Source organism: Pseudomonas sp. H3_E04, from assembly GCF_054668915.1.
Window position 1 is genome coordinate 1,883,988 of the sequence record NZ_CP162797.1, and the last position, 18,710, is coordinate 1,902,697.

Annotated in this window: 20 protein-coding genes and 1 pseudogene; 8 read left to right on the forward strand and 13 right to left on the reverse strand. The window is 56.0% G+C overall.

The window, feature by feature from the left end:
- Positions 1-60 precede the first annotated feature (60 nt).
- Complete coding sequence (locus tag AB4N53_RS08385; protein WP_460119735.1) at positions 61-663, forward strand: LuxR C-terminal-related transcriptional regulator; 603 nt, start codon at positions 61-63, stop codon at positions 661-663.
- Positions 664-670: 7 nt separating this feature from the next.
- Here the strand turns inward: AB4N53_RS08385 and AB4N53_RS08390 are convergent, their stop codons facing one another.
- Entirely contained in the window at positions 671-1,669 is a 999-nt protein-coding gene (locus AB4N53_RS08390) for a bile acid:sodium symporter family protein (RefSeq protein ID WP_039763080.1), read from the reverse strand.
- Between the two features lie 82 nt (positions 1,670-1,751).
- Between AB4N53_RS08390 and AB4N53_RS08395 the strand changes: the two genes are divergently transcribed.
- The 3 genes from AB4N53_RS08395 (at position 1,752) to AB4N53_RS08405 (ending at position 4,700) form a co-directional block, all read left to right on the forward strand.
- A complete protein-coding gene (locus AB4N53_RS08395; RefSeq protein ID WP_460119737.1) occupies positions 1,752-2,540 on the forward strand; it encodes an AraC family transcriptional regulator in 789 nt (262 codons plus the stop codon).
- Between the two features lie 228 nt (positions 2,541-2,768).
- A complete protein-coding gene (locus AB4N53_RS08400) occupies positions 2,769-3,212 on the forward strand; it encodes a hypothetical protein (RefSeq protein ID WP_460119739.1) in 444 nt (147 codons plus the stop codon).
- Positions 3,213-3,725: 513 nt separating this feature from the next.
- On the forward strand, positions 3,726-4,700 hold the full coding sequence (locus tag AB4N53_RS08405; RefSeq protein WP_460119741.1) for a TerC family protein: 975 nt from the start codon (positions 3,726-3,728) through the stop codon (positions 4,698-4,700).
- A gap of 124 nt (positions 4,701-4,824) precedes the next feature.
- Here AB4N53_RS08405 and AB4N53_RS08410 read toward each other — a convergent pair whose 3' ends face one another.
- Both AB4N53_RS08410 and AB4N53_RS08415 read right to left on the reverse strand, forming a co-directional pair.
- Entirely contained in the window at positions 4,825-5,925 is a 1,101-nt protein-coding gene (locus tag AB4N53_RS08410; protein WP_460119743.1) for a polyamine ABC transporter substrate-binding protein, read from the reverse strand.
- Between the two features lie 248 nt (positions 5,926-6,173).
- Positions 6,174-7,580: a purine-cytosine permease family protein gene (locus AB4N53_RS08415; RefSeq protein ID WP_460119745.1), complete on the reverse strand. Its 1,407-nt coding sequence runs from the start codon at positions 7,578-7,580 to the stop codon at positions 6,174-6,176.
- A gap of 323 nt (positions 7,581-7,903) precedes the next feature.
- Here AB4N53_RS08415 and AB4N53_RS08420 point away from each other — a divergent pair, with 323 nt between their 5' ends.
- Positions 7,904-8,389, forward strand: coding sequence for a flavin reductase family protein (locus AB4N53_RS08420; RefSeq protein WP_016775037.1), 486 nt, complete (start codon positions 7,904-7,906; stop codon positions 8,387-8,389).
- Between the two features lie 140 nt (positions 8,390-8,529).
- On the opposite strand, the gene AB4N53_RS08425 is transcribed toward AB4N53_RS08420, so the two are convergent.
- Positions 8,530-9,297, reverse strand: coding sequence for a methyl-accepting chemotaxis protein (locus AB4N53_RS08425; protein WP_460125384.1), 768 nt, complete (start codon positions 9,295-9,297; stop codon positions 8,530-8,532).
- 138 nt (positions 9,298-9,435) lie between these two features.
- Positions 9,436-10,476, reverse strand: a pseudogene (locus AB4N53_RS08430) (cache domain-containing protein); the annotation flags it as partial.
- A gap of 203 nt (positions 10,477-10,679) precedes the next feature.
- On the opposite strand from AB4N53_RS08430, the gene AB4N53_RS08435 reads away from it, so the two are divergent.
- The gene (locus AB4N53_RS08435; RefSeq protein ID WP_460119747.1) at positions 10,680-11,723 is read left to right on the forward strand and encodes an LLM class flavin-dependent oxidoreductase; all 1,044 of its coding nucleotides are present in this window, start codon (positions 10,680-10,682) and stop codon (positions 11,721-11,723) included.
- A gap of 93 nt (positions 11,724-11,816) precedes the next feature.
- Here AB4N53_RS08435 and AB4N53_RS08440 read toward each other — a convergent pair whose 3' ends face one another.
- The 7 genes from AB4N53_RS08440 to AB4N53_RS08470 all read right to left on the reverse strand — a co-directional run bounded on the left by AB4N53_RS08440 (position 11,817) and on the right by AB4N53_RS08470 (position 16,029).
- Positions 11,817-12,161: a hypothetical protein gene (locus tag AB4N53_RS08440; RefSeq protein WP_122507939.1), complete on the reverse strand. Its 345-nt coding sequence runs from the start codon at positions 12,159-12,161 to the stop codon at positions 11,817-11,819.
- Positions 12,162-12,464: 303 nt separating this feature from the next.
- Positions 12,465-12,830 carry a hypothetical protein gene (locus AB4N53_RS08445; protein WP_460119749.1) on the reverse strand — a complete coding sequence of 122 codons (366 nt, stop codon included), beginning with the start codon at positions 12,828-12,830 and terminating at the stop codon, positions 12,465-12,467.
- Between the two features lie 56 nt (positions 12,831-12,886).
- On the reverse strand, positions 12,887-13,159 hold the full coding sequence (locus AB4N53_RS08450) for a deaminase domain-containing protein (protein WP_460119751.1): 273 nt from the start codon (positions 13,157-13,159) through the stop codon (positions 12,887-12,889).
- A gap of 183 nt (positions 13,160-13,342) precedes the next feature.
- Positions 13,343-13,837 (reverse strand): hypothetical protein, encoded by a 495-nt coding sequence (locus AB4N53_RS08455; RefSeq protein WP_460119753.1) that lies wholly within the window; start codon positions 13,835-13,837, stop codon positions 13,343-13,345.
- Positions 13,838-14,276: 439 nt separating this feature from the next.
- Complete coding sequence (locus tag AB4N53_RS08460; protein WP_460125468.1) at positions 14,277-14,582, reverse strand: hypothetical protein; 306 nt, start codon at positions 14,580-14,582, stop codon at positions 14,277-14,279.
- Entirely contained in the window at positions 14,536-14,970 is a 435-nt protein-coding gene (locus AB4N53_RS08465; protein WP_460119755.1) for a transposase, read from the reverse strand. Before AB4N53_RS08465 ends, AB4N53_RS08460 begins: the two co-directional genes overlap by 47 nt.
- Positions 14,971-15,660: 690 nt before the next feature.
- Positions 15,661-16,029 carry a hypothetical protein gene (locus AB4N53_RS08470; protein WP_460119757.1) on the reverse strand — a complete coding sequence of 123 codons (369 nt, stop codon included), beginning with the start codon at positions 16,027-16,029 and terminating at the stop codon, positions 15,661-15,663.
- Positions 16,030-16,261: 232 nt separating this feature from the next.
- Here AB4N53_RS08470 and AB4N53_RS08475 point away from each other — a divergent pair, with 232 nt between their 5' ends.
- Both AB4N53_RS08475 and AB4N53_RS08480 read left to right on the forward strand, forming a co-directional pair.
- Positions 16,262-17,080, forward strand: coding sequence for an alpha/beta fold hydrolase (locus tag AB4N53_RS08475; RefSeq protein ID WP_460119759.1), 819 nt, complete (start codon positions 16,262-16,264; stop codon positions 17,078-17,080).
- 115 nt (positions 17,081-17,195) lie between these two features.
- The gene (locus AB4N53_RS08480; RefSeq protein ID WP_460119761.1) at positions 17,196-17,819 is read left to right on the forward strand and encodes a glutathione S-transferase family protein; all 624 of its coding nucleotides are present in this window, start codon (positions 17,196-17,198) and stop codon (positions 17,817-17,819) included.
- Between the two features lie 12 nt (positions 17,820-17,831).
- Here AB4N53_RS08480 and ptrR read toward each other — a convergent pair whose 3' ends face one another.
- Entirely contained in the window at positions 17,832-18,710 is an 879-nt protein-coding gene (ptrR, locus tag AB4N53_RS08485) for a putrescine utilization regulator PtrR (protein WP_038862196.1), read from the reverse strand.

Sequence of the window (18,710 nt, forward strand, 5' to 3'; positions counted from 1 at the left end):
TTCGCGTCCGATGCTAAGGTGCAGGCCTTGAATCACGCCTGACCCAGGGAGGGTCGCGTCATGACGTGCCGGATCATCATAGCCGACGATCACCCGCTGTTTCGCGAGGCGATGCTGCGCACCGTGCAGCGCTTGCTGCCCGATGCGGATACCTGCGAGGCCGGCGACTTCGACGCTGTGCTCAGGCTGTTGGCGTCGGGTAACGAGCCGGACACGCTGATGCTCGATCTGCGTTTTCCCGGGCTGACCTGCATCACCCAGCTCGCCGACTTGCGCCGACAGTTGCCGCGCACCACGTTGATCGTGGTGTCGATGGTTGACGATCAGGCGCTGATCAGTGAAGTCATGGCGGCGGGCATTGACGGTTTCATTGGCAAAAACATCGCGCCGGATGAAATCGGCCAGGCGATTCTGGCGATCCGTGAAGGTGAAGTACTGGTGAAGTCGGCGCCGTCCGGCTTGTTGCCGCTGGAAACCGCGACGACGCTGACGCCGCGTCAGCAGGACGTGCTGCGTTTGATCGCGCAAGGCAAGACCAACAAGGAAATCGCCCGTGAACTGGATATCTCCCCGTTCACGGTACGCATCCATGTGTCTTCGTTGCTGCGCACGCTGGATGTGCCGACGCGAGCGGCAGCGGCGGTGAAGTATTCGCGGCTGTGAAGCGTTTTTAAGGGTCAACCTGCGCCATCAGATCAGGCACCGACTCCGGCCGTTTGGCATAGCGCTGGGCCAACACCGCGCAGACCATCAGCTGAATCTGGTGGAACAGCATCAGCGGCAGAATCAGCACGCCGATGGTGCTGCCGGCAAACAACACCTGCGCCATCGGCACACCCGTGGCCAGGCTCTTTTTCGAGCCGCAGAACAGAATGGTGATGCGGTCTTCCTGATTGAAGCCGAAGGCTTTGCCCAAAAAGGTCGAGGCCAGTAAAACCAGCGCCAGCAGGATGCAGCAAACCACCACCAGACCGAGCAACTCGAACAACGGAATCTGCTGCCAGATGCCTTCGTTGACCGCCTCGCTGAACGCGCCGTAAACCACCAGCAGAATCGAACCCTGATCAACGAATTTCAGCCAGTTCTTGTTGCGCCCTACCCACGCGCCGATCCAGCGTCGCGCGATCTGCCCGGCAATGAACGGCAGCAGCAATTGCACGCTGATTTTCACGATCGCATCGAGGGTCGAGCCGCCGTCGCCGTGGACGTTGAGCAGCAGCGTCACCAGCAGCGGCGTAAGGAAAATCCCGAACAGACTGGACGCCGCCGCACTGCAGATCGCCGCCGGAATATTGCCCCGCGCCAACGAAGTGAACGCGATCGCCGACTGCACGGTGGCCGGCAATGCGCATAGATAGAGCATGCCCATGTACAGCTGATCGCCAATCAGCGGTGATAACAACGGTTTCAGCGCCAGACCGAGTATGGGAAACAGCACGAAGGTCAGGCCGAACACCAGCAGATGCAGGCGCCAATGGCCGGCGCCGGCGATGATCGATTCACGTGACAGCTTGGCGCCGTGCAGGAAAAACAGCAGGGCGATGGCGATATTGGTCAGCCAGCCGAAGCCGACCGCGACCTGACCGCTGGCAGGCAGAAAACTCGCCAGCACAACCACAGCAATCAACGTCAGGGTGAAGTTATCGGGTAAAAAACGTGGGCGCGTCATGAGATTCATCCGGGGGTTGCCAGTGCGTGTCGACGACTCTAACGTGACTGGCAATTACCGACTAACGCCGAAGAGCCGCAAGATGCCGCCTAAAGGACATAGCAAGAGCGTTCGCCGCAGTGTTCCCGGGCTGCCGAGCCTGCCGCGCCCGGTTTATGGACGCACCGAATCGCTGCCCAACCGCGCCCTCACCCGCCGTCACAGTCACCCGTGGGTGCAGTTGTCCTATGCGATTCAAGGCGTGCTCGAAGTGCAGACCAGCGCTGGCCGTTTTGTCGCGCCGCCGGAACGTGCGGTGTGGATTCCGGCGGGGGTGCCGCACCGGGTATTCAGCGCACCGCATACGGAAATGCGCAGTCTTTATATCGACAGCAGCGTCACCGGTTGGGCGGCTGAGCATTGCCATGTGCTCGGCGTCAGCGATCTGCTCAGGGAGTTGATCCGCGCCTTCAGTCAGGTGCCGGTGGAGTATGACGAGAGCGGCCCCGATGGACGCCTGGCTCAAGTCATCCTCGATCAACTCGCTGAGGCTCCGACCATCGACCTGATGCTGCCGCTGCCGCAGGACCCGCGCTTGAAGCAGATCTATCAGAGCCTTGAGCAACACCCGGAACAGCAGACCACCCTGAGCCACTGGAGCGAAAAATTCGGTGTCACCGAAAAGACTCTGACGCGCCTGTTTCTGCGCGACACCGGCCTGACCTTCCGCGCCTGGCGCCAACGCCTGCGCCTGCTTGGAGCACTGACGCCGTTGGAGAAAGGTGAGCGTGTGACTGACGTTGCGCTGGCCTGCGGATACGACTCGACTTCGGCATTTATTGCGGCGTTTCGGCAGCAGTTTGGTGAGACGCCGGGGGAGTTTTTTCGATAGAACTGGACGAATCATATTCGCCAGCCTCGCTACACATCGCGGTTCCAGGGTACTGCATGAGTCCAGGTTTTCTATAACTGGCTACTAGCACAACCCAGATGCATAACCAACTGTCATATCTGACAGTTGCCCAACCTTTGATGACCGCGCAATGTTAATCATGCGGGTGGAATTATTCCATCCGCCCGCTACTTCAACAGCGCTAACTAATTACATCAGGAGCAGATCATGACCGACTTCGAGCATTTGAAGGAGAACTTCGCCGAAAACAAAGCGGAGCCTATTGGCGACTGGATATTCAAAGCTGATATCTCGCCCCCGCTTTTTGAGGAAAAAGAGTTCAGCGCCACAGAATATATTTGTCAGTCCCTTTCCCCTCACAGCTTCAGCATTATCGGTAGAGCCATGTCGGGAGCTAAATTCCTTTCTATCGTGCTTCCTCTGAATTCACCAAAGACCAAGACTGAATATGAAATCGGGAAAGCACATCCCAACGGTGCCCGCGCCTCACTTGCACTTACCTCGGAAATTAAAAGCGCAATCAGCGGTAAAGTATCTGTCAAGCAAAACGAAGATATCGTCGATGCAGACTTTGCCTTCATCATAAAACATGAAGGTAATGAACATACCGTTAAAGGAAGAATTCACGTCAAGCCCACTGCTATCAGTTGATTTAATGCGCAATCAGCTTGCGCAACATGCGAACCAGAATCAGACCGGCGACTTATAGCGAGAAATTGATGTTTTTTACGGCTCGCCAGTCTGGTTCGTCCTTTTTCAGTGACTTTAAATCGTCCTTTGTTCGTTTTTCCAAATCTGGCGCAGGTCGCCCTCCACCAGCCAGGCCCCGCAGTTCGATCTGATGCCGCCACCGTAAGAATGTGGCGATACGCCGGGGTAATCCTATTGTCGACACTTCGTTTTTGCCGAACTGTCACTCAGAAATAAACGATTTTTCTTTGCCCCAAATCCGTCGCTAGCATGGCCCCGTCTGACGTTGATCAAACCATGAACATAACGCCCGGCCAACGGTAATCCCTGTGGGAGCGGGCTTGCTCGCGAAGGCAATCTGTCAGTCAACTTCAACTTCGCTGTTGTACCGCTTTCGCGAGCAAGCCCGCTCCCACAGGTTTCTGTGTCGGAGTCGGGATCGGTGATAAAGCTGCAAAAGACCGGGAGCGTGCCATGCCTGCCACGAACATCAATATCGGCGAACCCTGGATGTGGGGCGCCTTCATCGTCTTCGTTCTGGCCATGCTGGCCCTGGACCTGTTTGTCTTCGGTGGGCGCAAGGCGCACCGGGTGTCGGTGCGGGAAGCATCGGCCTGGGTGGTTGCCTGGTGCCTGTTGGCGCTTAGTTTTGCCGGGCTGCTCTGGTGGTATCTGCACGGCGAATTCGGCAGTGAAATCGCCCGGCAGAAAACCTTGGAATTTCTCACCGGCTATCTGATCGAGCAGTCGCTGTCGATCGACAATATGTTCGTCTTCGTGATGATCTTCAGCTACTTCGCCGTGCCGCCCGAACTGCAGCGGCGGGTGCTGCTGTACGGCGTGCTCGGCGCGATTGTCATGCGCGCAATAATGATTTTCGCCGGTGTGTGGCTGGTGTCGCAGTTCGAATGGCTGCTCTATGCCTTCGGGGTATTCCTGATCATCACCGGGATCAAAATGTTGGTGTTCGCTGATCATCAACCGGACTTGGACAAAAACCCGTTGCTGCGCTGGGTGCGCGGGCATATGCGCATCACCAGTGGCTTTCACGGCGAGAAGTTTTTCATCCTGCAGAACGGCGTGCGCTGGGCAACACCGATGTTCCTGGTGCTGGTGCTGATCGAGGCCAGCGACTTGATGTTCGCCGTCGACAGCATCCCGGCGATCTTCGCCGTCACCACCGACCCGTTCATTGTCTTCACCTCGAACATCTTCGCAATCATGGGCCTGCGCGCGTTGTACTTCCTGCTGGCGGACATGGCTGACCGCTTTCACCTGCTCAAATACGGGCTGGCGATCGTGCTGGTGTTCATCGGCGGCAAGATGGTGCTGATGCCGTGGTTCCACATGCCGGTGGAATGGTCGCTGGCAATCGTCGGGACGGTGATTCTCGGGTCGGTGCTGTTGAGTCTGGTGACCAGCCGCGAGGCAGAACGCAGCACCGAATGACAACACACAACCCTACCTGTGGGAGCGAGCCTGCTCGCGAATAGGCCGGATCATTCACCATCTGATTTGAATGACACCCCGCTTTCGCGAGCAGGCTCGCTACCACATTTGAAGTGCGGTGCTCTTATTTATCGGACTTGATACTGGTCCACACCCGCGTGCGCACCCGTTCCATTTTCTGCGGCAGCGGCTGCACCACATACAAAGTTTTCAGCGCTTCGCTGGTCGGGGTCAGGTTGGGGTTGTCGGTGATGTCCTTGTTGACCAGCGGCATCGAGTCCTTGTTGGCATTTGGATACCCGAGGAAATCACTGATCGGGGCGATCACTTTCGGGTCGAGCAAGTGGTTGAGGAATTCGTGGGCCTCGGCGACGTTCTTAGCGCTCTTCGGAATGGCGAAGGTGTCGAACCAGATCGGCGCGCCCTCCTTCGGCAAACGCCAGTCGACCACCACACCGTTGCCCGCTTCTTTGGCGCGATTGCCGAACTGGTAGAAGCTGCCGGAATAACCGATCGCCACGCAGATGTCGCCGTTGGCAATGTCGGTCATGTACTTGGCCGAGTTGAAGTAGGTCACGTACGGGCGAATTTTCATCATCAAGGCCTTGGCCTTTTCATAGTCCGCCGGGTTCTGGCTGTTCGGATCGAGGCCGAGGTAATGCAGGGCCAGCGGCAGAATTTCCGACGGCGAATCGAGCATCGCCACGCCGCAGGACTTGAGCTTTTCCATGTTCTCGGGCTTGAACACCAGATCCCAACTGTCCGCCGGCGCGTTGTCGCCCAGGGCAGCCTTGACCTTCGCCGGGTTGAAGCCGATCAGCACGGTGCCATACATGTACGGCACGCCGTACTGGTTGCCGGGGTCGTTGGCGTCGAGCAATTTGAGCAGGGCCGGATCCTGGTGCTGCCAGTTCGGCAGTTTCGACTTGTCGAGCTTCTGAAACACGCCGGCCTTGATCTGGGTTTCGATGAACTGATTGGACGGCACCACCAGGTCGTAACCGGAGTTGCCGGTGAGCAGTTTGGCTTCCAGGGATTCGTTGGTGTCGAAGGTATCCCAGGTCACTTTGATCTTGCTTTGCTCGGCGAAGTCCTTGGGCACTGACGGCAGAATGTAATCCGCCCAGTTGTACACCCGCAGTTCGCGCTGCTCGGCCTGGACGGCGCTGGCCAGCAGCGTCAGGCCACACACAGTGGCGCCCAGAATGCGTTTGATCGTGACCATGGTTGTTTCCCCGAATGCGACGTGAGATCGATGGTTTTTATGTTCTGTACACGGCAGTGGCTGTAACGATAGCCAAGGGCAAAAAAGGTCGAGCCTGTTGTTAGGGTTTCGATTCTTGCTGACAGCGTAGCGCGATGACAGTAGGCGGCAGGCCAAAAGGGGATCGATATGGCCAATTTGCTTGACCGCCGAGATACGCAAACAAAATGCCCGGCGCTGGGCCGGGCATTGCTGTGTTGCCGTTTCGATCAGTCGGTATAGCCGAGTCTGGCCGCCCTGCTCTGCTGCGCCTGCCCACGGGTTGCGAGGCAGTAATACAGCGGCACGGTGACCACGAGGCCAACCAGCCACGACAGGTCGGCACCTTCCACCAGATTGGCGTAGGGCCCGACATACAGCGAGGTGTTGGCAAACGGCAGCTGCACGATGATGCCGATGAAATAGGCAATGATCGCGTGCAGGTTGAAGCGCCCGTAGATGCCGCCGTCGGCGCGGAAGATCGAGGCGATATCGTAGTTGCCGTGCTTGATCAGGTAGAAGTCGATCAGGTTGATCGACGCCCACGGCACCAGCACCAGCAACAGCGCCAGAATCAGTCCGATGAACTCAGAAATGAAATCCGCCGAAGCACCGAGGGCGACCACACAGCAACCTGCCAGGATCACGCTTGATAACACCACGCGCACCTTGATACTCGGCGTCCACTGGCTGGCAAAGGTCTGAATCGAGGTGATGATCGACAACACCGCGCCATACAGATTCAGCGCGTTATGGCTGATGATGTTGAGCAGAAACAGCACCATCAGAATCGGCCCCAGCCAGCCGGTGGACTGCTTGACCGCTGCCATCGCTTCAGTGCCTTCCGGCGTCGCCAGTACGGCGACTGCGCCAAAACTGAACGACAGAATCGTACCCAGCGTCGCGCCCAGATACGTCGCCCAGAAGGGTTTGGCGATACCGATGTCTGCTGGCAGATAACGCGAATAGTCGGAGACGTACGGCGAGAAGCTGATCTGCCAGATGATCCCCAGCGACACCGTCGCCAGCCAGCCGGAGAGGTTGAAACTGCCACGCGTCAGGAAATCTGCCGGCAAGTCATGGGCGAAGATGTAGATGAACCCGGCGAGCAATGCGCCGCCCATCACCCAGGTACCGATGCGGTTGAGGGTGTGGATGAAGTTGTATCCGATCACACCGATCGCGGTCGCGGCCAGCGCGCCGATCAGAATGCTCAGCGGTGCCGGCACTGACGGCGCAATGCCGACGATGGATTTGCCGGCAAGCACGATGTTGGAAATGAAGAAACCGATGTAGATGAGCGCTGCGAAGAACACGATCAGCAGCGCGCCATAGCGGCCGAACTGACCGCGACTCTGGACCATTTGCGGAATGCCCATGCGCGGGCCTTGGGCCGAGGCCAGCGCAATCACCACGCCGCCGATCATGTGCCCCAGCGCAATCGCCAGCAGCCCCCAGAACAGATTCAGATGGAACACCTGCACCACCATGGCGCCGGTGACGATGGGCAGTGGCGCAATGTTGGTGCTGAACCAAAGAGTGAACAGATCGCGGGCCTTCCCGTGGCGTTCCGCGAGTGGGACGTAATCGACCGTATGATTCTCGATCAACGGATCTTGCCGGGACATCTGGGACATATGCATGAACTCGAGTTTGTCTGTTTTTATCTTTGTATGAAGCCAAACCGGGAGGACTCTTGTGTCGCCCCTCAGATGCAGACCATATTATGGTATTCCAAACTTTGCACAAGCCTGATCCGCTGATTCTGTCGCTGTCTGATCCGCTATCCTCGCTGATCCCACCCCTGACCGGCTAGCTGAACGCCCCGTAAACATTGAGTTTCCGACGAAAGTGGCACGTTTATCGGTTCACCAGAAAAGCTCTTGCAAGATATGTATTACGGTATACCATCAGACCTACTAACCATAAAAACCGCGTCACACCACCCGAGGACCACCCAATGATCGATGCTGCCATTTACAAACAAGTCATGGGCTCGTTCCCGTCCGGCGTCACCGTCATCACCACGCTGGACGACGACGGCCAGATCGTCGGCCTGACTGCCAGCGCGTTCAGCTCGCTGTCGATGGACCCGGCGCTCGTGCTGTTCTGCCCCAATTACAGCTCCGACTCTTACCCAGTGCTGATCAAGAACAAACGCTTTGCGATTCACCTGTTGTCCAGCGTGCAGCAAAGCGAGGCCTATGCCTTCGCGCGCAAAGGCAAGGACAAGGCGCAGGGCATCGAGTGGACGTTGAGCGAACTGGGCAACCCGATCCTCGCCAATGCGACGGCGGTGATCGAGTGCGAGTTGTGGCGTGAATACGAAGGTGGCGACCACGCGATCATGGTCGGCGCGGTGAAGAACCTGATCGTCCCCGAGCAGGTCGCCGGGCCGCTGGTGTATTGCCACGGCAAGATGGGTGCGTTGCCGGTTGTGGCGTGATTTCACCAGATCTCGGATATCCCATGTGGGAGCGAGCCTGCTCGCGAATGCGATGGGTCAGTTGTTACATTTTTGACTGACCCGACGCCTTCGCGAGCAGGCTCGCTCCCACAGGTTTTGGTGTTGCCTGGGCGACCGTGTCAGGTCCGAAACCGGCTCACCAGCTGATTCAACGTCTGCGACAACGCCGTCAGGTTCTGCGCATCCTGCCGAGTCGAATCCGCCAGGCTCGCCACCAACTGCGCATCGCCATGAATCTGGCTGATGTGCCGATTGATGTCCTCTGCCACTTGATGCTGTTCCTCCGCCGCCGTGGCGATCTGCGTGTTCATGTCGCGGATTACGTCCACCGATTCACGAATCAATTCGAAACTCGCCCGCGCCTCGTTGATCGACACCACGGTTTCCTGCGAGACCTCAAGGCTGGCGTGCATCTGCTTGCCCATCTGGTGGGTGCGCCGCGCCAGATTGCCGAGCAATGCGTCAATCTCACCGGTGGAGTCGGAAGTACGCTTGGCCAGCGCCCGGACTTCATCGGCGACCACGGCAAAGCCCCTGCCCTGTTCACCGGCGCGCGCGGCTTCGATGGCGGCGTTGAGCGCGAGCAGATTGGTCTGTTCGGCAATCGAGCGGATGGTGCCGAGGATCGACTGGATGTCGTTGCTGTCCTGTTCCAGTTGCTGCATCGACTCGGCGCTGTGGCCGATCTCCTGACTCAAGCGCCCGACGTTGCTCACCGCCGCGTCGATCTGCTGCTGCCCGGTGTGTGCCTGACGCTGACCGTTGTCTGCCGAGTCGGCCGCTTGGCTGCACGAACGCGCGACCTCGTTGGACGTGGCGACCATCTCGTGAAATGCGGTCGACACCATGTCCACCGCCTCACGCTGACGCGAAGCCACTTCGGCCATTTCCGCCGAGACTTCGGTGGCACTGCCGGAGCTGCTGTGAATCTGCCCCGCTGCTTGGCCGATGCGTTGAATCAGTGTGCGAATCGCTTCAAGAAACTGGTTGAACCAGCCGGCCAGTTGCGCGGTTTCATCCTGCCCGCGCACCTCCAGTCGCGCAGTCAGATCACCCTCACCTTGCGCAATGCCTTCGAGACCACTGGCGACACCACGAATCGGCTTGACCATCAGTCCGGCAAACCACGCGCCGGCCATCGCGAACAACAATGCGCAAACCACAGCGATAGCGCCGATCAGCCAGGTCAAACGCGTCGCCCCGGCCATCACTTCGCTGGCCTTGACCAAGCCGACAAACCGCCAGCCCAACGCCTGCGACGGCCAGACCAGCGCCATGTAATCCTCCCCGGCCAGTTGCACCTCGACCAGGCCTTTGCCCGCCTCGGCCAGTTGCTGATAACCGTCGCCGAGATCGCTGAGTTTCTTGAAGTTGTGCGCCGGGTCGCTCGGGTCGACCAGCACGGTGTTGTTGGCTTCCATCAACAACAGATAACCGCTCTCACCAAGGCGGATCTGCTTGACCAGATCGGTCAATTGCTTGAGCGACACATCGATGTTGACCACGCCGGCATTGCTGCCCAACTGGTTGTTGAAACTGCGCACGGTGCTCACCAGCACCACGTCATCCGCCGCCCAGTAATAGGCCTCGGTGCGCAGGGTTTTGCCGGGGTTGGCCATCGCGGTTTTGTACCAGGGGCGGGTGCGCGGATCGTAGTTCGCCAACTTCGCATCGCCCGGCCAGAACAGGTAACCGCCCTGCTCCGTACCAACAGAGAGATAGGTATAGGCCGGGTGCGCCTTGGCCAGACCGTCGAACAGCTTGAACAGCTGTTGATCCTGCGGCCCCATCGGCACTTGCGCGGCGTCGCTGCTCAGGTAGCGCTTGAGGCTGGTGTCGATGCTCTGCAGTTGCGGATGCTCGGCCAGATAGGCAACGTTCTGGCTGATGCCCTCGAAGAACAGCTGCATCGCGTTTTCCACCTGACGCACCTCGCGCCCGGTGCTATCGGTAAAGGTGTCGCGCGCGCCCTCGCGGACATTGAGGATGATCAGCGCTGCCACCAGTAACACCGGCAGGCTGGCGATTACCGCAAACGCCAGAGTCAGTTTTTGTTTTATGTTCATTGCTTGCGCCTTCCTTGTTCGAAGTGTCGGTCAGAAATATTTTGCGGATATTCCGTATTATGGTATACCAATATTCAATCAACCGAACAGCCGTCCTCGAAGGCGTGCTTGAATGGTGAGAAGACTCGCGAGCGCAACGCGTTCACGTCAGTTCGACAGGCCCGCACACGACCGGCCAATTACAAAAGACTCGAGGTAGCGTCATGAAATTTTCCCTGTTCGTACACATGGAACGCTGGGACGAAAGCGTCAGCCACCGCCAACTGTTCGAAGACCTGACCGAACTGACCCTGATGGCCGAGGCCGGCGGTTTCAGCACCGTGTGGATCGGCGAACACCACGCCATGGAATACACCATCTCCCCAAGCCCGATGCCGCTGCTGGCCTACCTCGCAGCGAAAACCACGACCATCCACCTCGGCGCCGGCACCATCATCGCGCCGTTCTGGCACCCGCTGCGCGTCGCCGGCGAATGCGCCCTGCTCGACGTCATCAGCAACGGCCGCATGGAAGTCGGCCTCGCGCGCGGCGCCTATCAAGTTGAATTCGATCGCATGGCCGGCGGCATGCCCGCCTCGAGCGGCGGCCAGGCCCTGCGCGAAATGGTCCCGGTAGTCCGCGCCCTGTGGCAAGGCGACTACGCCCACGACGGCGACACCTGGAAATTCCCCACCTCCACCAGCGTGCCGAAGCCGATCCAGAAGCCGAACCCGCCCATGTGGATCGCCGCCCGCGACCCCGACTCGCACAACTTCGCCGTGGCCAACGGCTGCAACGTCATGGTCACGCCATTGATGAAAGGCGACGAAGAAGTCCTCGACCTGAAGAACAAATTCCAGACCGCACTGGACAACAACCCCGACGTGCCGCGTCCGCAATTGATGGTGCTGCGCCACACCCACGTGCACACCGCTGATAACCCGGACGGCTGGAAGGTCGGGGCGAAAGCCATCTCACGTTTCTATCGCACGTTCGATGCGTGGTTTGGCAACAAGGAAACGCCGGTCAATGGCTTCCTCGCGCCGAGTCCTGAAGAGAAGTTTGCCGGGCGTCCTGAGTTTGAACTGGAGAGCCTGCACAAGACGGCGATGATTGGTACGCCGGAAGAAATCATTCCGCGGATCAAGTACTACCAGGAACTGGGGGTGGATGAGTTTAGTTTCTGGTGTGACAACAGCTTGCCGCATGAAGAGAAGAAGAAATCGCTGGAGTTGTTTATCAAGCATGTGGTGCCGGCGTTTCGCTAAAGGTTTCGCAGGTTAAACCAAAAAAACGCCCCGCTTCAGACGGGGCGTTTTTTTGTAAACAGGCACCAACTCGTGCAACCTGGCTTTCGCAGCCTATTCGCCGCTGACATTCTCGCTGAGCACTTTGAAGGAATGGAAGTTTAAGGCTATTTTTTCTTCTTCCTCATCAACCAGCTCATAGCGTATACGATCCAGTCCGCCTTCAACCTTCGACACGCAAAGATCCATGAACTGTGTCAGGCCACCACCAAATCCCCGCACGTTCAGACCGCCCACGTTAAAAAATATGACCGCGATAGTCGCTGCTCCAGGATCCGAAGACTTCGCCAGCGTCATCAACAGGTTGTAACCGGTAAGTCCATCTTCGGAATCCAGGTGAAGACTTTCCACATAAACGTATTCACGCAAAAAGGCATTCAGTGCTTCAACATTGCTCAATGGTTGATCCTCGTGTGCTTTAAGCTCCAGATATTGCAGCCGACAACCTGCCCTTATTTTGATTCACACCTTATTAGCGGCAGCCCTCATCAGAATGCGCACAACTTCATCTAAATATTTATCCAACATACCTCTCACTACTCTGACACTTCGCTAACGCTAAATTGAATAAAAAGGGACAACCCCTAAAAAATGCTTTCAACAAGGTATGAACGGTACCGGTGCTTCAGCTAATTGAATTAAACGTGATCTATCCCCATTTACCCTTCAAAAAGCAGTTAAAGCCCGGCCTTATAATTTTCATCACAAAAACACTTTTCTAACAGTGTCCATATCAGACTGGATAATTTCTAATTCTTTATCATCAACGCCGATTTCTATAAGACTCTCAACACTGCACTTTTCGTACGTATCTGCCAAAACCTCCAACATATCAATCGCGTATTGACTTTCCTTTGACAGCCTTAGCCCTCGACGAATGCCTTCCATGTAAATAGCAGTCTGAAGAACTGCGTTTGCGCCAGGAGCATCCTTTCGCATAAGACGCTCCAATTCGTCCTGAGTATACGCAAACGCTTGTTCCGGACGAAAACCAAGCTCATCAATCGCGTAACTATAGTTCCCTGCAACCATAGCCCTGGCCTGATTAAACATACTATCGACTCGCATATTCAATTTTCCACCGTAAATAAATTCAATTGAATCTTTGGATAGCGGTCACGGAACTAAGTGATCACATCGGTACAGCCAGGGCAGACAGCCTTCTCGCAGATCAAGTCTATTCTCCCAACTGCACCCTTGTTATCACCGAGCCGTTGCGCCACTGTTTCAAGAATCTTGAATTCCGTATCCATATCTCGCATGTACCCTTCAGGTGAATTTACATATTTTCTCGATGCGACCTTTGGCTTCAAGACCCATGTATCCACATCACCTGGCGGTTTCGGCAAATAGGATCCTTCACGATCATTGTATTTACTGTATGCCTTGAACACCATGGGCTCGGCAGATAGCGCGAGTCAATCTTTATTTCTGCAAATGCAGCGTTGCCCTGCACAGGAAGCTCCCTGCGTATTTCTCGAAGGGCGTTTATAAGGCCTGTACGAACTTCCGGAGCCGTTGAGTTGGACAAATAAATCAAAAGATCCGGCTTCAGCAACTAGTGACTTCTAACCTACACCTTACTTTTTCATGGAGCTTAGCAATCGCACTGCAAGTTCTGACATTTCAGGAACGTCAACCTCCATCAACAACTGCAGTTTTCCCCGTGCATCGTCCGCCCCTATTTCATATAGCGCGTAAATACACTTAACTCCAAGCGCGTAATCGGAAGCAATGTACTGATGGCGAGTTAGTGCTGCTTTAAATAAATAATCAACCGCGCCGGGGTATTTAAACACCTTTAATTCCCTAGCGATATTTTCATGACTTGTGTGCCAATCCTGAATTAACAGACGGCACAAAATATCGGCACAATCCTGTGCAAATCCAAAAAAAGAACCGAATATCAGCAGGCATTCAACATTATCAGAATCTTTAGTTTCGAGAGCAACTTCCAACTCACGACGGAGATATTCATCAGGAATTTCGCCCCCAAAAAATATCTCAACCAATCTTTCCTTGGAAATTTTTTTTGACACCAAATCTATAATCAGATCCTGCTGCTCATGATTCATCGTTTAGCCTCCAATCGGAAAAGTCTGGCGAAAGCTCTGCGTGATGAGATACGTCATCAGGCGCAGAGCCTGGAGTGGATTTGTGAGCATCCCTCAGGGGATGTCCACATTTATCCGATCTCCTATCTATCCCCTCTCAAGAAGCCCACTGGGTTTTCTCGGAAAACTCGCCTCTTACAAAGAGCCGAGCGAGCTTCATGCCGGCTCTCTCGGACCATTTTCCGCTTACATCCAACGGGCACTCCTTTATGACGCTTATAGTTTCCTTTATTATATCTAGCCGTATCAGACCTACATCGTCGCCCCGACCAAACGTATACTCAACATAATCTTCAGTCTCTATAACCTTGTCCATCTCTATATAAATAGCCACGGACACCTCTCAATCTAGCGGGCTTGGATATCGTATCTGTAAAAATGGGGACAGGCCACGTTTTAACTAGATGGTCGATTTTGCTGGCCGTCCCGGCCTCCCTCGCTGCACGCGACGACCGATCATTGCCTCGACATCAACAGCAAACTTCGAACCGCCAAAAATATTATTTCCATTGGTCGCGTCACGAATCTGGTCAACCAATTCTGACTCTAAGTCATTTTTGAACAGTTCGCGGTAAGCGTTGGCCGCCCGCCCAACCTGCCCTTCAAGTGCCAGATACTGAGCATGAGGAGTAATAATTTGTGATCGTTCCGATTGTGCGTTAACACGGCAACTTGACCAGCGATATCCTGCCGGATGATTGACCAATTTTCGCTCTGACGGGATTCATTTCAATGTATCGATAACAGCACAACAAATATCGTTCACTCTCAACAAGGCATGAACGATACCGGCCTTCCCACAAATTCCCGCTGCGACTATACGTGCGATTTATATATTGAGTGTATCTCTGACCAACACCTTTCATGAGCAACCTTGCGCTGCTGGCGTTATGCGAACTAACTAACAAATGAACGTGATTAGTCATTAAGCACCACGCATGAATATCACAATAATTTTTAGAGACCTGCTCAGCTAAAAGCTCCAGATAAAAGAGGTAGTCTTGCTCGTTAAAAAAAAAGGCAGATTTATTGTTCCCTCGCTGAATCAAGTGTAGTGGTATGCCTGGTATCAAAACTCGGGGTCTACGCGGCATCGATGAATCCTTTCAATTGGTCGAACTGAAAGCTTAGCGCGCCGCAAGGCTCAAATGAAGGCAATTTTTTACGTACTATTTCAGTCAACCACATTAAACGGAGACTGACAACGTTTTGGGAGTGTTTTTTAACGTGGTCTGCCCCCATTTATCCTTAACGTAGTCTGTCCACATTAACCCCCTTTATCCTATGCCCCCTTTGGTTTCCCCTGAAAAAAGAAAAAAAACACACTCACCCCTCCACATAGCCTTTAACTTTATAAAAGTTCTTGTAGATCCAACGCACTGACAAAAGAACTGAGAGAGGCAGCCCGAACCACTTGAATACCATGTTGAAATCCGGTTCAAAAAACAGATACAAAACTGCCATAAGCAAAAAAACGACAAGCAGCGATACCAGAAGAAACGCGGACCAAACGAATCCGATCACGCTTAAGAAAATAATCCCCCTTAGAATAATATTTTTATTTCGCACCGCCCACCTCCTTATAAAAGTCAAACACTTTTCCGCCCACTCCACCTATGTACACACCCAGTGCCGAACCATAAGGCAGACCGATACCTGTGAGCGGTATAAATTTATTATTATCGAACTGCCTTACCGTCAAACCGAATAAAGATGTTGACTTCAGCCATCTGACGCTATGACTTTCAACGGAAGCTTTACGAACCCTGCTCCTGCAGAAAACACTAAGTCAGCTTCACTGTACACGGCAGGTCCGTATCCTCCCGGAATTTGGTGAAACGCATCCTTGACCGGGTTATAACTAGACCGTCCATCAACCCAGAAATGATTGTATAAACCTGCCCCCCTTCAAAAGTGTTACCCGCACCAAAAACCGCCATCGGACCACCAAAAACGCAGCCTGCTGCTGTCGCGCAAAGCGTTGCTCCCGAAGCCGTGGATCCAAGGCCCAAACCGGTTTTCAGTACATCCGTCGCAACGGGAAGACCATCTCGAGTCGTGAAATCTGATAGCGAATCAAAATAGGTATAATCAAACAGGTCTTTATGAAGCTGTGCATCCGCCCACGTCAGTTCGTTACTGAGCCCTACCATGTCGGCTTCCGTCAGGTAATTTGCACGATATTCCGGACTCCCCCGCTCATAGTGTGCCCAGCACCTGATCATGTAGCATGTCGCTTATGTATGCACCGTTCATCGGCGCTTAACGGGCTTTCATCGGTGTGAAACCAGCACCTGCGTACAAGTGGTCGGCGCGATTTGCGCGGATAGTGGCCGTTGCCCATTCGGCATCTATTCTTGCCATACACGATCACAAGGAGTTTGCATGAGCACCTTCAAGACCCAAGACGGTACCGAGATCTATTACAAGGACTGGGGCAGCGGCAAGCCCGTGCTGTTCAGCCACGGCTGGCCGCTGGATGCCGACATGTGGGAATACCAGATGGAGTACCTGAGCAGTCGCGGCTACCGCACCATCGCCTTCGACCGCCGTGGTTTCGGTCGCTCCGATCAACCATGGACCGGCTACGACTACGACACTTTCGCCGATGACATCGCCGGCCTGATCAACCATCTGGACTTGCGCGACGTAACCCTGGTCGGCTTCTCCATGGGTGGCGGCGACGTCAGCCGCTACATCGCCCGCCACGGCAGCGAGCGCGTTGCCGGCCTGGTATTGCTCGGTGCGGTCACGCCGCTGTTCGGCAAGAAAGCCGACTTCGCCGATGGCGTCGACAAATCGGTATTCGACGGCATCAAGGCTGGCCTGCTGAAGGATCGCGCGCAATTCATCGCCGATTTCAACGCGCCGTTCTATGGCACCAATCAGGGCCAGAAAGTCTCTGACGGCGTGCTTACGCAGACCCTGAACATCGCGCTGCTGGCGTCGCTCAAAGGCACCGTCGACTGCGTGACCGCGTTCTCGGAAACCGACTTCCGCCCGGACATGGCCAAGATCGACGTGCCGACCCTGGTGATCCATGGCGACGGCGACCAGATCGTGCCATTCGAAACCACCGGCAAGCAGGCCGCCGCGCAAATCAAAGGCGCCGAGTTGAAGGTTTACGCCGGCGCGCCGCACGGTTTTGCCGTGACCCACGCGCAGGCGTTGAATGAGGATCTGCTGGCGTTCCTCAATCAGTAAACCCGCCCGGCAAAAGCCGTAGTCAGATGCAGATAAACCAAGGCCCGCGCGATGCGGGCCTTGTGTTTTGCGCTATGGTATTTTTCTGCGTCTACTACCCGGAGAAGGAAATCCCATGCTGCGAATACTCGGCAAAGCCTCATCGATCAATGTGCGCAAAGTGCTGTGGACCTGTGCCGAACTGGACGTGCCGTTCGAACGCGAGGACTGGGGGTCGGGCTTCAAGTCGCCGAACACGGCGGAGTTTCTCGCGCTCAATCCCTGCGCCATGGTGCCGGTGATTCAGGACGGCGATTTCACTCTCTGGGAATCCAACACCATCATTCGTTATCTGGCGACGCGTTACGGCGGCGCGCATTTGTATCCGGCCGAGCCCATCGTCCGCGCGCGGGTCGATCAGTGGATCGACTGGCAGGCCTCGGAGTTGAATCGCTCGTGGTCGTATCCGTTGATGGCGCTGGTGCGCAAGTCGCCGGACTATCAGGACCGCGATGCCCTGGCCGCCGGCTGCCGGGACTGGACGCGCAACATGCAAATCCTCGATCGCCAACTGGAGATGACCGGCGCTTACGTCAGTGGCGAGCAGTTTTCCCTGGCGGACATTCCGATCGGGCTGTCAGTGAATCGTTGGTTCGAAACGCCGCTCGATCACGGGGACCTCGCTGCGGTGCGCGCCTACTACGATCGCTTGAATCAGCGCGACGGTTATCGCTTGTACGGGCGCAACGGCACGCCATAAAGACACGCTCGATCAGGCTTGCTCACGCACCACGCCACGCTCTTCAAGCAAACGCACGAACATGCTGAGACTGCGCGACACCGTGCCCCGCCGCCACACTAGCCAAGTGGTCAGATAGCGGAAGTCCGCCGTCAGCGGCCAGACGCTGACCGTCGCGCTGCCGGGCATGCTTTGCAGCATTTTGCGCGGCATCAGCGCCAGGCCGGCACCGGCGCTGACGCAGGCGAGCATGCCGTGATAGGACTCCATTTCGAAGATCTTGCCGGGTACGGCTGCGTCGGTGCTGAACCATTTTTCGAAATGGTGACGGTAGGAACAGTTGGATCGGAAGGCGTAGATATTCTCGCCGTTCACGTCCGCCGCACGTTCGACCGGTGAATGATTGAGCGGCGCGATGATGACCATTTCCTCCTCGAACGCCGGCACGCCTTCCAGGGCCGGATGCAGCACCGGGCCGTCGACGAATGCTGCAGCCAGACGCCCGGACAGCACGCCGTCGATCATCGTCCCCGATGGCCCGGTGGACAGGTCGAGGTCGACCTTCGGGTGCTGCTGGTTGTACGCCGCCAACAGTTCGGGAATACGCACCGCTGCGGTACTTTCCAGCGAGCCCAAAGGGAACGCGCCCTGAGGTTCTTCGCCCGCCACCGTAGCGCGGGCTTCTTGCACCAGATCGAGAATGCGCCGTGTGTATTCGAGAAAACTCCACCCCGCCGGCGACAGGCGCAGACGGCTTTTCTCACGGATGAACAGATCAACGCCGAGGTCCTGCTCCAGCTGCTTGATCCGTGTAGTCAGGTTCGACGGCACACGATGAATCTGCGTGGCGGCGGCGCTGATGCTGCCGTGCTCGGCCACGGCTTTGAAGATTTCCAGTTGCACCAGATCCAC